Below are 12,888 nucleotides of genomic sequence, written 5' to 3'. Positions count from 1 at the left end.
CGCCCCCCGGGGCGGCCCCCCCCCCCCCCCCCCCCCGGGGCGCGCCCCCCCCCCCCCCCCCCCCGGCGCGGGGCGCGCCCCCCCCCCCCCCCCCCCCACCACGGCATCCGGACCGGCCAGGCGCGTCCCGTGTCCTGCGGGAAGACCGTTGCCTGGTCCGGGCCGTTCAACAGGGACGGCGTGGAATCGCCCCGATCATCCGGAGGCTCCAGGCGGAACGATTCCGGCCAGGGCAGCCGCGCCGGAGTAGCCGACGGTACTCCGGAAGCAGGGATGCAGGTTTGTCACCTACCGACCCGCAGCGGCATCAGCGAGGACACGGGTCGGCACCCAGGAATGCCTGAATCCGGTCGGCGATCGCCGGCCAGTCCGCACCGAGCCAGACGAAGTGGCCAGGGGCGCGGCTCACGACGAGGTGGGCGTTCCGAATGGCACCGGTCAGCGATTGAGCGTGAACGAACGGGACGCCGCCGTCAGCGGCCGTGGCGATCACCAGGGTAGGCTGACCGATCAGGGCGGTGACGTCGGGCGTCGGCTGAAGGTCGTTGAGGAACCCGCGACCGGAGCGCATCTGCGCGAACAAGGACAGCAGCATCGCACGGTCCTCAGCACCGATACCGGCCATTACCTCATCGACTGATCCCGTGGTCGAACTCCTGAGCATGAGCCGCAGGCAGCGGTCGGGAGCCAGACGCGCGAGGGCCCGGACCCCGGCCCAGCTGATCCGTTCGGTCATGGGCGCGAACCCGAGGTGTGCGCCGACGCGAGTCCAACGGTCCGGATACGGCAGCCATCCCACAGCGCTGACAAGAATCAGCCGTTCGACCAGGTCCGGATGGTGCGCGGCCATCGTGGCGGCGGTGGGCCCGCCACCGGAGATCCCGACCACGGCGGCGATCCGGGTGATACCCAGGTCAGCGCACAACCGCCGGATGACGTTCGTGTACTGCTGCATGGACGGACCGGTCGACAGGGGAGTGCGGCCGTAGCCGGGACGAGAGGGCACCAGGGTCGTGTGACCGGCGGCGGCGAAGACGTCCTCGCCCAACGCCAGCCCGGCCCGCATGTGTCCACCGTGAAAGAGGACCACGACTGCCTTCTCGCGTCGTTCCAGGCGGTATTCGAGCTGACCGCACGGTAGATCAGCAATCGTCGTAGGTCGGACGAGTTCGGGCATCGGTGGCCTCCAGGCGGTGGCGAAGCAGCAAACCCTGCACGCCGACCAGACTTCCCGGCTCACCTGCCGGCATGCTATCGGACGGCCCACGTCATGAGTACTGCCGCTCTACGCCCGCGAGGACGCCCTACTCACTGCGGCTGCACTCACTGCGGCTGCCGACGAGTTCGATGCGCGGGCGGGAAGGGGCGACAACGCTGGGCCGCCGGTGCGGTGCCTGACTTCGACAAGTCACCACCCGATTTCCCATTCGGTGTTTCGCGTTCGACCAGTTCGGGTCTTTGTCGCTTCGCCCGCATCACGGCTGGGGCTGGGCCGCGCAGTCGCATCCGGACCGGCGGCCGACGACGTATGACCGTACGCACGGCGTCCGGTACTTCCGCGTGCGCGGGACGAGCCCTATGCAGAACTAGGTATAGCCCTTTAGGGTGTCCGCCATGAGTTCGCTACGCATGACGACGCCACGCTTGCTGGCGCTGCGGGTGCTGCTCGACGACCCGGAGCGGGAGCGGTACGGGCTGGACCTGGCCGTGGAGGCCGGGCTGGAGCCGGGAACGGTTTACCCGATCCTCGTGGCGTTCGAGACCGTCGGATGGTTGGCCAGCCGGGAGGAGGACATCGACGTGCACCGCGAAGGGCGTCCTCGCCGGCGGTATTACCGGCTCACCGCTGCCGGTGTGACGGCCGCGCGTGCCGCGGTCGCCGCCGCGCAGAACCGACGCCGTGCCCGCGCCGGTGCCGGACGGCTGGCGTGGTGACCCGGTCGGTGTCGCTGCTCGAACGGGCCGCGGTCGCAGTGCTGGGCAGGCTGCTGCCCGTCGGCTTCCGTGACCGGCAGCGCGCCGAATGGTCCGCGGACCTGGCCGACCTGGCCTCCGAGGGCGGGGCTGTCCGGTGGAGGTATCTGCTGGCCGCCGCGTGGACACTGCCGGCACTGCGCTCACTCGTGCGTCGTGGCCGGCCCGGCGGGGTGCGGCTGTCCGGGCACGGCGTACGTGTGCGGCTGGGACGCCCCGGCACCTCGGGGATCGTCGTGCTGGCGGTGCTGGTCGCGATGCTGGGAGGCTTTTTCGGAGCGGGTGCTGCTACGCGCATCGGCTGGGAGTTCGCGCAGCCGCTTCCCAGCGGCGCCCAGGCGGAGGAGGTGGCGCGCACCGTCTTTCCCGCAGTGCCCGTCGCGGGTGGTGGTGACGCTCCGTTCTGGACCTTCAGCAGTGACGGCGAGTACGTCGAGCCCGGCTCCGCTGCTTATGTCGTCGAGACGTCCAACGTCACCGACCTGGTCAGCGGAGTACGTGACCGTCTGGCGGCCGCGGGTTGGCGCCTCGACGACACGTCAGCTGAAAACGCCCGGCCCGGCCGGACACCTACGCAAGACGATCCGGTGCGGGCGACTCGTGACGGCATCACGCTGACCTACGCCGGCGGGGACACCTTCACCGTGGCACGGTCAGTGCCGTCTTGGCTGTGGTGGTTCGCCGGCGGCGGCGCGGTGCTGGGCGCGCTGATCGGCTGGCTGCTCACCGGCTGGGCGGGGCAGCGCGCGGAGCAGGGATCCGTGGCCGGACAACTCGCCGGGCTGGTGGCTTGGCCGACAGTGGTGGTCATGCTGGTTCTCCTGCTCGGCGACCTGTTGTTCGTGCCCGGATCGCAGTCCTGGCCGGAGATGTTCTACCTCCATCTGCTCTACATCGTCGGCGGCACACCGAGGTGGGGTGGCCTGGTGGTCGTCGTGGCACTGGGCATCGTCGCGATCCTGGGCAGACGCAAGCCGGCCTGATCGAGGCGGATCTGCCGTGAGGAAGGTCCAGACCATGCCCGGCAGGCGGCCCGGCGCATGGTGGCCCGCAGGTGGATCTCCGCCGCGGAGGCCGGCCGGGAGCTGGGCGCAGACGTCCCTAGGGAGGCGGGCGCGCCGGACTAGGGAGGTGTTCCGCCGCGGCCTAGGAAAACCTTCCTAACGTACGGGCGGTCGCGCGCCCGACGCTCTCCTGGAGGAGCCGGAGAATCGGCGAGGGGAGCGAGTGATGTCCGCGACGATGCTGGCCGTGGCGCGCACCGACGCGCTGTTCGTCAGCGCGCTGTCCACGGGTTCTCGTCCGGGCCGGGACGAGGTCGACGCCACTGTCCGCGCCGAGGTCCGCCGACATCGGGGATCACGGGGGTGCGCGGCCGAGGTGGCGGCCCGCTACGGCGAGGTGCCCGAGTATGCCGTCCGCCGGACGATCTGGGCCCGTCGTGTCGTCGCGGGTGTCTTCGGGGGTGCGGCGCGATGAGCACGCTCGCCGGACGCCCGACCGTGGAGATCCTGGAGCACCTGTCGGTGATCGCCCGCGGCGCCACCGATCACGCCGCGGCGGCGGCCGCCCTGGAACTGGCCGCCGAGGTGACCGGGGACGGCCGGCGCCGCTTGCTGACCCTGGCCGCCGCCGACGCGCAACTGGCCGGGGAGCCCGGGCGGGCCGCCGAGCTGCTGCGCCGGGCGGCGGCGACCGGGGAGCAGGTGCGGGCGCCGCAGGTGGCGGACGCGGTCGCGGACGCGCGGCGGGAGATGGCGTGCGGACGGTACCGGGCCGCCGAGCGCGGGCTGGCCGAGATCGTGCGCCGCCTGTGGGAGACCGGGGCGATCCGGCGGCTGCCCGGCATACTGTCGATGCGCAGCTGGGCGCTCGCGCGGGCCGGGGACCTCGCCGGGGCGGCCGCGGACGCCGGGCAGGCGCTTGCCCTCGCCCCGCTGACCGGGGACGATCAGGCCGTCGCCCGGGCCCGGCACACCCGGACGTTGCTGACCGTGCTCCGCGGGGGCTCGGGGGCGGACGACGTACCGTCGCCGTTGGACCCGGTGGGGATCGGTCTGGCGCTTCTCGCCGGCCTGGCCCACCAGCGGCCCGATGATCTCCAAGGGGTGCCGCCGGCCGCCCCGCCGGCCGCGGAGTTCCTGCCCGACCTGCTGGAGTGCCGGCTGATCCGGAACCGGGCACTCGCCCCGAAGGATCTGAACACGCTGCACGGGATGACCCGGTCGGCGGCGGCACCGATCGCGGCGAACGCGTGGCGGGTTCTCGGGCTGACCGGCGCGCAGGATTGTTTCCAGCGGGCGACGCAGCTGCACGCGGGGATGGATCTGCCGTTCGACAACGCGCGGGTGCACCTGTCGTACGGCGAAAGGCTCCGCCGGGACGGTGACCGGCGAGCGGCGCGCAACCAGCTGCGGATCGCCCGCGACGCGTTCCATGATCTCGCCGCCACCCCGTGGGCGCTGCGCGCCGAGCGGGAGCTCGACGGCACGGCGGAAACTTTCCACCGGTCGGGACTGACCCCGGCGGAGCTCGCGGTGGCGCGCGTCGTCGCGACCGGAGTGTCCACCCGCGAGGCCGCCGCGCAGCTGTTCCTCAGCCCCAAGACCGTCGAGTTCCACCTGTCGAAGGTCTTCCGCAAGCTCGGCGTGACCAGCCGGGCGCAGCTCGCACACGTCTTCCCGGTCCTATCCGACGCCTAGAAACTTCGATAGAAATGACGCATGTCAGCGTCGAAGGGCTTCGTGGGCCGTGCGGCCGAACTGGCGGCCCTGGCCGCGGCGCTCGACGACGCGACCCGCGGCGACCCCCGAACCGTCCTGATCGCCGGCGAGGCCGGTGTCGGCAAGACGCGTCTGCTGGAGGAGTTCGAGGAGCGCTGCGACGGGCATGACCTGCTGCTGGCGCGCGGGGCGTGCGTATCGGTCGGCGCCGGCGAACTGCCGTACAGCCCGTGGCTGGCCGCGATGCACGCGGTGGAGATGTCCGTCGGCGCGGAGGCACTGGTCGAGGGCGCCCGGGGTGAGCAGGCGGCGCTGTCGGCCCTGATCCCGGCGCTGTCGGACTCCGGGCGTTCCTCCGAGGGCGGTCAGCTGGCCCGGGCGCACCTGTTCTCGCTCTTCCTGGAACTGCTCGGGCGACTCGCGGCGAAACGGCCCCTGGTGCTGCTCCTCGAGGACCTGCACTGGGCGGACGCGTCGTCGCTGGACCTGCTGCTGTTCCTGAGCCGTAACCTGCGGCGGGCGCCGGTGCTGCTCGCCGGGACCCTGCGCACCGACGAGCTCAACGAGGACTCGCGGCACCGGGTGGTCTTCGGCGAACTGATCCGCGGGCGGTCCGCCACCTACCTGGAGCTGTCGCGCTTCGGGCGCGAGGACCTCGGCGCGATGCTCGGTGGCGGGCTCGCCACGGACGTCATCGCCAAGGTCCACGAGCGGTCCGGCGGCAACGCGTTCCTGGCGCAGGAGATCTTCGCCGCCGAGCAGCGCAACCCCGGTGGCCCGGTGCCTGATCACCTGCGTGACCTGCTGATGATGCGCGTCGACGGGCTCTCCGAGGAGGGGCAGCAGGTCGTCGGGGTGGTCGCCGCCGCGGGCCGGCCGGTCTCCGGGGCGCTGCTGGAGGCGGCGAGCGGCCTGGCCGGCCCGGCCCTGCGGCTCGGGTTGCGCGACGCGGTGACCCGGCAGGTCCTGGTCCGGACGACGGAGGAAAGCTACCAACTGCGGCACTCGCTCACCGCGGAGACGTTCTACCAGGACCTGCTGCCGGGCGAACGGGCCGGGCTGCACCGGGCGGTCGCCACCGCCCTCACCGCGTCAGCCGGCCCCGACGCGTCGCCGATCGTCCAGGCCGAGCTGGCCCACCACTGGTTCCACGGACGCAAGGACGACGACGCGCTGTTCTGGACGCTGCGCGCGGCCCGGTCGGCGGCGATCGTGCACGCGTACGCGGAGGCGCGCCGGCAGTACGGGCGGGTGCTGGACCTGTGGCGCCGGGTGCCGGCCGCCGCGGAGATCTGCGAGACGACGTACCCGCGGCTGCTCGACGAGGCGGCGGAGGTGCTCGACTACGGCGGCGACCCGCGGCGGGCGGTGGAACTCACCGCCGAGGCGATCGGAGTCGTCGGCGACGACGGGGACCCGAAAGCTCTGGCCGCACTCCACGAGCACCTCGCCCGGCTACGGTGGCGGGCCAGTGACACCCCCGGGGCGCTGGCGGCGGCGCGGCAGGCCATGGCGCTGCTCGACGGGCGGTCCGACCCGGCTCTGCGGGCGCGGGCCGGCGAGGTGTACGCGCGGGTGCTGATGCTCAGCGGGCACTACCGGCAGGCGCTGCGCGAGGCCCAAGCCGCTCTCGACGTCGCCGAGTCACCCGTCGAGCGTGGATATCTGCTGGTCACGCTCGGGACGCTGCGGTTCATCCGCGGGGAACGGGACGCCGGGGTGGCCCAGTTGCGGGACGGGCTGGCGCTGGCCGAGAGCACGGACAGCAAGGAGAACATCCTGCGGGCGTACACCAATCTGACCTACTGCCTGCAGATGCTCAACCAACTCGAGGAAGGGCTCGACCTCGCCCGCCGCGGCTGTGACCTCGCGGCCGGATTCGGGCTGCGGATGACGACCGGGATGGTGCTCGTCGGCAACGCCGCCGACATCCTGCTCGACCTGGGCCGATGGGACGAGATCGAGCAGCTCATCGACGAGGTGCTGCCCGACGAGGCGGCCGACGATCTTCCGCTCTACCTGCAGTACGTACGGGCGGAGGTGCGCGTCGCGCGCGACGAACGCGGCGCGGCCCGGGACATCCTGGACCTGGTGATGAGCCGGTCGGCGGGCAAGACCGATCAGGATTTCGTCGGGCACGCCTACTCGGCACTGGCCGCACTGGAGATCGCCGACGGGAACTGGCCGGCCGCCCGGCGAGCCGTGGACGAAGGTCTGGCGAAGCTCGGGGACGGCGAAGGCGCGTTCCCGGCGCTGCGGCTGGCGGTGTGCGGGTTGCAGGCGGCCGGGGAGGCGTACGCCCGGCACGCGGCACCGGAGACGTGGCGGGACTGGGCGCAGACGCTGTCCGCGCGGGTCGCGTCGGCGATGACCGAACTGCGACGGGCCGGGGGCGGGCAGGCGTTGCCGGTCGCCGAGGCGCTGGGTCAGGTGGCCGCCGCCGAACTGCTGCGGGTCCGAGGCGAACCGCAGGAAGCGGCGTGGGCTGAGGTGGCCGGCACGTGGGCGTCGCTCGGGCATCCGTACCCGGAGGCGCAGGCCCGGCTGCGGCTCGCGGAGTGCCTGCTGCGCCGCGGGGCCACGTCGGCGGTGCACCGGGAGATCACGGTGGCGGCGCGGCTGGCGGCCGGGCTGCGGGCAGGGCGGCTGACCGGGGAGCTGAGCCGATTGGCCGGGCTCGCCGGGGTGGTGCTCGGCCAGGAACCCGCGCCGGCCCCCGAGGCGGCGGCCGGGCCCGGGTGGGGGCTGACCCGGCGGGAGGCGCAGGTGCTGGACCTGGTGGCGCTCGGGTACACCAACGGGCGGATCGCCCGCAGCCTCGACATCTCCGAGAAGACGGTCAGCGTGCACGTGTCCAACGTGCTGGCCAAGCTCGGTGCCGCGAACCGCTGGGAGGCCGGGCTCCTGCGCCGGGGCGAGTCCTCCTGACCGGGGGGCCTGCGGCTCGCGGCGCTCAGGCCGATGACGCGCTGTCCGGCAGGTGGTAGACGACCAGGGTCTGCTCCGGCCGCTCCGCGACGTGGAACGCCGCATGCGACGCGGTGATCACCCCCAGCCGGGGATGCCGGAACCGTTTGCGGCCCGCGTGACTGAACTGGATGTCGTACCGCGGCCACCACTGACGGACCTCGGGACTCGCCTCGGTGAGCTCGGCGACCAGCCGCGTCACCCGCCGATGGCCGGGGTGGCGCCCCGCGACCGCGCGCAGCCGGGCCAGGATGTTGCCCGCCTCCTGCTCCCAGTCGACGAGCACCTCCCGGGCGGCCGGGTCGGTGAACATCCAGCGCACCACGTTGTCGCCCGGACCGACACCCCGGAACAGCTCGGTCGCGGCGTCGTTGACGGCCAGCAGGTCGTAGCAGATGCCGGTGACGTACGCGGGATGGTGGCCCAGCAGGCCGGGGACACCCGCGACCTCCGGAGCGGCCTGTTCGGTGACGTCCTGACCGGGGGTGACGCCGTCACCGGCGAGACGGCGCAGGTGTTCCCGCTCGGCGCCGGTGAGCCGCAGCGCGCGAGCCAGGGCGTCCAGCACCTGCTCGGACGGGCGCACGTCCCGGCCCTGCTCGAGGTAGGTGAGCCAGGTGGCGCTGATCCCGGCCAGCAGGGCCAGCTCCTCACGGCGGAGGCCGGGCGTGCGGCGGCGCCCGGTCACCGGCAGGCCGGCATCGGCCGGGGCGATCCGCTCCCGGCGGCTGCGCAGGAACGTTCCCAGCTCAGTGCTCACCCTGGAACTCCCGGTACTAGAACAAAGCGATTCTGGATACCAGGGTAAAAGACGACCAGGCTTGCCCTCATGCGAGCTTGGACTGTTGACTCCCCGACCGGCGGCATGCACCTCTCCGAAGTGCCCGCACCGACCCTGCAGGGTGGTGGGGTGCTCGTCGAGGTGATCTCCGCGCACCTGCCGGCGTACACGAAAACGGTGGTGACCGGGACCCGGGGCGGCCTGAACGTCCCGCTGGTCCTGGGACCCTCCTGCGTCGGGCGCGTCAGCGCCGTCGCCCCGGACGTCTTCCACGTCACCCCGGGCGACATCGTGCTGGACACGGCGCTGCTCGACGCCGGGGACGGCGACGAGATCCTGATCGGCTGGGTCGGGCTGGGCGGCTCCGGCCGCGGCAGCGAACGCACCGACCGCATGCGCACGGTGTGGCGCCACGGTGTCTTCGCCGAGCAGGCCCTGTGCGCGAAGGAGACGCTGGTCGCGCTGCCGGGCGCCGCGGACCATCCGGAACCGGCCCGCCTGTCGTTCCTGCCGTGGCTGTGCATCGCCGCCTCCGGCCTGCACACCGCCGGCCCACTGGCCGGCCGGGACGTCGCGGTGATCGGCGCGACCGGCCAGCTGGGCGGGGCAGCGGTGCTGGTGGCCCTGGCCGAGGGCACCGCGACGGTGACCGCCGTGGGTCGCAACGAGCGAGCCCTGCACCGGCTGGCGCAGCTCGGCCCCCGCGTGCGGACCCACCGGCTGACCGGCGACCGGGCAGCGGACGCGGCCGGGATCGGCCCGGTCGACGTGGCGCTGGACGCCCTCGGGGCCACGCCGACGGCGGACGCGACCATGGCCGCCTACGACAGTCTGCGGGTCGGCGGCACGCTGGTGCTGGTCGGCGGCGTGCGCCAGGACCTCACGATCCCGTACGGCGATCTCATGCACCGCAGGCTCAGCGTGCGCGGCTCCTGGATGAGCGACGACCGGACGGTACGGACGGTGTGGAACCTGGTCCGCTCCGGGCTGCTCGACCTGTCCGCGGTGGAGTTGCTGACCGTCGGCCTCGACGATCCGGCGGGCGCCCTCGACCTGGCCGAGCACACGACGGGTCTCGGCTTCGTCGCCCTGGTGCCCTGATCTTGATACCGTTCGATGCCGTCCGGCGGGGGTCCGGGCGGCATCGGGGGAGGAAGAGATGAGGAGGATCTCCGCGTGGAGCATCGTCCCGGTCCTGGCCGCCGCGGTCATCGGCGTCGCCGCGCCGGCGTCGGCTCAGGTCGCTGACCCGTACGTCTTCACGTCGGCCGACGTCGGTTTCAGCGACGGCAGCGACACCGAGGGCCGTCCCGAGCGGATCGCCGCGATGGACGACTACCTCGGCGAGAAGAAGCCGATCGTCCGCCTCGACCTGCAATGGGATCAGGTCCAGCCGACCCGGGACGGCGCGCTGAACTGGCAAAAACTGGACCAGAACATCGACGCCGCCCACGCCCGCGGCGTGCGTGTGCTGCTGATCCTCGACTACACGCCGAGCTGGGCCAACGGCGGCAAGGAGCCCAACTGGCTGCCGGTCGGGGACGACACCTGGAGGACGATCGTCCGGCAGACCGTGGCGCACTTCGGCCCGAAGGTCCAGGCGTACGAGGTGTGGAACGAGCCGAACTTCGCGCGGTTCGCCAGCTACGGCGACAACAGCACCACCACCCGGATGCAGCGCTACTGGGAGCTGGTCGAGGGGGCCTACACGGAGATCGACGCCGCCTGCCCGGACTGCGTGGTGCTGGCCGGCGGCTCGGGCGGCGGTGACGCCTACGAGAAGGACGGCGTCATCTACAACGACAACGAGGCCAGTGACTGGCTCGACTACGGGTACCGCAGCGGCAAGGCCAAGTTCATGGACGCCGTCGCCTACCACCCCTACCCGGACTGGACCGGCGGGCACCTTCCGTCGTACGCGCAGGACCCGTGCCACGGCACGGTCAACTGGTACCGCTACTGGTCCGGGTTCGGGCCCGACGACCCGCAGTGCGGTGGTCTGGCCGCGCTGCGCGACGTGATGGTGCGCAACGGCGACGCGGACAAGAAGATCTGGGGCACCGAATTCGGGTTCCCGAGCCAGGGCTCGCGGCAGCCGCAGACCGCGGAACGGGTCCGGGACGCCCTCGAGGAAGGCGTGCGGATGTGGCGGTCCCGGCCGTACACCGGGCCGCTGTTCCTCTACTCCTTCCAGGACACCGCGGCCGGCCACGAACTGTGCGTGGCGAACCCGCTCGACGGGGAGTGCCACTTCGGGCTGCGCGACAACACCGGCCGGCCGAAGGAGCCGATGTACAGCGACCTGCGCGAGGTGCTCGACGGCGACAACTGGCTGCCCACGCTCGCCGCGGGCCGCTCGCTGTTCCGCGGTGCGGCGCTGCGGTCGGCCAGTGGCCAGTACACGCTCTGGATGCAGGCCGACGGCAACCTGGTCCTCTACGAGCTGCGCAGCGGCACCCCGCAGGCGGTGTGGGTGCAGGGTGGTCAGAAGGCGTACCGGTTGTCCAACCAGCACGACGGCAACCTGGTCCTCTACGACTACGCCGACCGGCCGCTGTGGGCCACCGGCAGCCAGGGCCGGGGCGACTCGGCGCTGCGGCTGGGCGACGACGGCGCGCTGGTGCTGCAACCGGCCGGGCAGACCGAGGCCAGCTGGAGTTCGAGCGACCTGTTCGCCGGCGGGGCCGAGGAGTTCCAGGCCGGCACCACCTGGACCAGCACGGTCTCCGCCACGGCACCCGGCGGCGGCCTGCGCAACGTCGGCGGGATCACCGGAACCCTGACCGGGCCGGAACTGTTCGCCGGGACCAGCCCGACCGGGGCGCACTCCGGCGGACGAGTGCTGACGTACTCCGGCAAGGACACCAGCGCGACCTCGTCGTTCGCGTACACGAAGGTCTTCGGCCTCGACGACGTGACGGCCACGGCGACGAGCCGGCTGTCCTACTGGATCTACCCGCAGAGCGGGACGACCAGCTGGGGGCTGGCCGGCGGGACCAACAGTTCCTGCGTCGCGGTCGACCTGATCCTGGTGAATCCGGCCACCGGGGGCCGCAGCAGCCTGCGTGACTCCGGCGCCAAGGATCAGCGGGGCAACCGTGCGCACCCGGCGTACCAGTGCGGGAAGCTGACGCTCGACGCCTGGAACTTCGTCAGCGTCCCGATCGGCGGGGTCGCCGCCGGGAAGAAGATCGTCCAGCTCGACCTCGGGTACGACCAGCCGGGGGCGACCGGTGGGTACCGGGGTTACGTGGACGACATCCGCATCACCCGCTGACGCGCCGCGAGCCCGCGGTCCGGCATTGCGAGCCCGCGGTCCGGCATTGCGGGCTCGCCGTCAGGTCCATAGTGCGAGCGTCATGCCGCTGCGTGACGCTCGCACCATGGTCGTCGCTCGCCATCACCGGCGTCGACCGTGGCGGCGGCCGGGCCGCTCGGCCAGGGACCGGGCTGCTCGGGTCGCCGGTGCCTGCACGCGACGGTGCTGCCGCGCGTCCCGGTGCCACCCCGCTCCGACGGCGCCGGCGGTCCTACATGATGTTGCCGCCGCGCCAGCGGTGGTTGAAGGCGGGCATGCCGGCCGGGCGGTCGGCGCGGCGGATGTCCTCCAGGTCGGCGTGGATACGGTCGCGCAGGGCCGGGTTGCCGTCGAGGACCGCCGGAGGCGTGACCGTGTAGGCCTCCTCGACGTAGGTGAGCAGGAACTCCGGCGACAGCCGGCGGATTCTTCCACCGCTGAGGCAGAAGAACTCCCGCGTCGAATACCCCGTGACGGCGACGCAGTGGCTGGAGAGGCTGCCCGGGGTGGCGTCGTAGACCGGGCCGTACCCCGGGACGAACCACGAGTCGCGCAGCGCACCGGTGGTGTCCTTGATCGACTGGGGGAGGGCCAGGCCGAGCAGGACGCCGCCGAAGCGCTGGACCGCGTCGCGGAGCTGGTCCAGGTTGCGCGGCTCGATCTCCAGGAACGCGCGGGCCTCCGGGAGCAGGCCGGCGAGCGGCTGCTCCTGGTGGACCCACACCTTCAGCGCCAGCAGCAGGCTGGTGCCGAAGTCGTTGTGCGCCTCCCGTTTGCCGGAGATGGGCAGCGCCGTAGGGGCGAGCGCCGCACCGTCGCGGCGGAACGGTGACACCTTCTCGTAGATCCGGAGCGTGTCCTCGAGGGTCGGATTGAAAGTTTCCTTCGCCGCGGCGTACCAGGACTGGGCGAGCAACGCCATCGCGGCGGGCACGCAGTTCTGGAAGCCGACGTCGCCGACCGATTCGCCGGCGGGCAGGTCGACCAGCACGTCACCGAGGTGGAACCGGCCGTCGGGCTGCAGCCCGTGCCGGGGCACCGCCGGATCGTCGAGGTATCCCGAGTACTGCGCCATCTGCAGCGTCCGGATGTCGGTTTCGGCCGCCAGACGGCCGGCTAGAGCGTCCATGGTCACCCTTCGCGTC

At 72.6% G+C, this 12,888-nt stretch carries 10 protein-coding genes; 7 read left to right on the top strand and 3 right to left on the bottom strand.

All coding sequences use genetic code 11. The features are described 5' to 3' along the window. Positions 1 to 307 precede the first annotated feature (307 nt). On the bottom strand, positions 308 to 1,177 hold the full coding sequence (locus ACH442_RS36245) for an alpha/beta fold hydrolase (protein ID WP_396342600.1): 870 nt from the start codon (positions 1,175 to 1,177) through the stop codon (positions 308 to 310). 437 nt (positions 1,178 to 1,614) lie between these two features. Between ACH442_RS36245 and ACH442_RS36240 the strand changes: the two genes are divergently transcribed. The 5 genes from ACH442_RS36240 (at position 1,615) to ACH442_RS36220 (ending at position 7,625) form a co-directional block, all read left to right on the top strand. Continuing rightward, entirely contained in the window at positions 1,615 to 1,935 is a 321-nt protein-coding gene (locus ACH442_RS36240; protein ID WP_396342599.1) for a PadR family transcriptional regulator, read from the top strand. Continuing rightward, positions 1,929 to 2,957, top strand: coding sequence for a hypothetical protein (locus ACH442_RS36235; RefSeq protein ID WP_396342598.1), 1,029 nt, complete (start codon positions 1,929 to 1,931; stop codon positions 2,955 to 2,957). Before ACH442_RS36240 ends, ACH442_RS36235 begins: the two co-directional genes overlap by 7 nt. 247 nt (positions 2,958 to 3,204) lie before the next feature. Beyond that, entirely contained in the window at positions 3,205 to 3,453 is a 249-nt protein-coding gene (locus tag ACH442_RS36230) for a hypothetical protein (RefSeq protein WP_396342597.1), read from the top strand. Continuing rightward, positions 3,450 to 4,676, top strand: coding sequence for a LuxR C-terminal-related transcriptional regulator (locus ACH442_RS36225; RefSeq protein ID WP_396342596.1), 1,227 nt, complete (start codon positions 3,450 to 3,452; stop codon positions 4,674 to 4,676). Before ACH442_RS36230 ends, ACH442_RS36225 begins: the two co-directional genes overlap by 4 nt. A 21-nt stretch (positions 4,677 to 4,697) precedes the next feature. Beyond that, complete coding sequence (locus tag ACH442_RS36220) at positions 4,698 to 7,625, top strand: AAA family ATPase (protein ID WP_396342595.1); 2,928 nt, start codon at positions 4,698 to 4,700, stop codon at positions 7,623 to 7,625. Between the two features lie 25 nt (positions 7,626 to 7,650). Here ACH442_RS36220 and ACH442_RS36215 read toward each other — a convergent pair whose 3' ends face one another. Further along, complete coding sequence (locus ACH442_RS36215) at positions 7,651 to 8,424, bottom strand: helix-turn-helix transcriptional regulator (protein ID WP_396342594.1); 774 nt, start codon at positions 8,422 to 8,424, stop codon at positions 7,651 to 7,653. Between the two features lie 69 nt (positions 8,425 to 8,493). On the opposite strand from ACH442_RS36215, the gene ACH442_RS36210 reads away from it, so the two are divergent. Then, a complete protein-coding gene (locus ACH442_RS36210) occupies positions 8,494 to 9,546 on the top strand; it encodes a zinc-binding dehydrogenase (RefSeq protein WP_396342593.1) in 1,053 nt (350 codons plus the stop codon). 58 nt (positions 9,547 to 9,604) lie between these two features. Then, positions 9,605 to 11,722: a hypothetical protein gene (locus tag ACH442_RS36205; protein WP_396342592.1), complete on the top strand. Its 2,118-nt coding sequence runs from the start codon at positions 9,605 to 9,607 to the stop codon at positions 11,720 to 11,722. A 253-nt stretch (positions 11,723 to 11,975) separates the two neighbouring features. Here the strand turns inward: ACH442_RS36205 and ACH442_RS36200 are convergent, their stop codons facing one another. Beyond that, positions 11,976 to 12,872, bottom strand: coding sequence for a hypothetical protein (locus ACH442_RS36200; RefSeq protein ID WP_396342591.1), 897 nt, complete (start codon positions 12,870 to 12,872; stop codon positions 11,976 to 11,978). Between the last annotated feature and the right edge of the window lie 16 nt (positions 12,873 to 12,888).

This window comes from Actinoplanes sp. NPDC020271 (assembly GCF_044388125.1).
Lineage (GTDB): Bacteria > Actinomycetota > Actinomycetes > Mycobacteriales > Micromonosporaceae > Actinoplanes.
Note: the sequence above shows the minus strand (reverse complement) of the source record. Positions and strands in the feature narration are given on the sequence as shown.

Coding starts and splice junctions, on each gene's coding strand:
- ACH442_RS36225 (WP_396342596.1), top strand. CDS start 3,450: ATGAGCACGCTCGCCGGACGCCCGACCGTGGAGATCCTGGAGCACCTG.
- ACH442_RS36210 (WP_396342593.1), top strand. CDS start 8,494: ATGCGAGCTTGGACTGTTGACTCCCCGACCGGCGGCATGCACCTCTCC.
- ACH442_RS36205 (WP_396342592.1), top strand. CDS start 9,605: ATGAGGAGGATCTCCGCGTGGAGCATCGTCCCGGTCCTGGCCGCCGCG.
- ACH442_RS36240 (WP_396342599.1), top strand. CDS start 1,615: ATGAGTTCGCTACGCATGACGACGCCACGCTTGCTGGCGCTGCGGGTG.
- ACH442_RS36245 (WP_396342600.1), bottom strand. CDS start 1,177: ATGCCCGAACTCGTCCGACCTACGACGATTGCTGATCTACCGTGCGGT.
- ACH442_RS36220 (WP_396342595.1), top strand. CDS start 4,698: ATGTCAGCGTCGAAGGGCTTCGTGGGCCGTGCGGCCGAACTGGCGGCC.
- ACH442_RS36230 (WP_396342597.1), top strand. CDS start 3,205: ATGTCCGCGACGATGCTGGCCGTGGCGCGCACCGACGCGCTGTTCGTC.
- ACH442_RS36200 (WP_396342591.1), bottom strand. CDS start 12,872: ATGGACGCTCTAGCCGGCCGTCTGGCGGCCGAAACCGACATCCGGACG.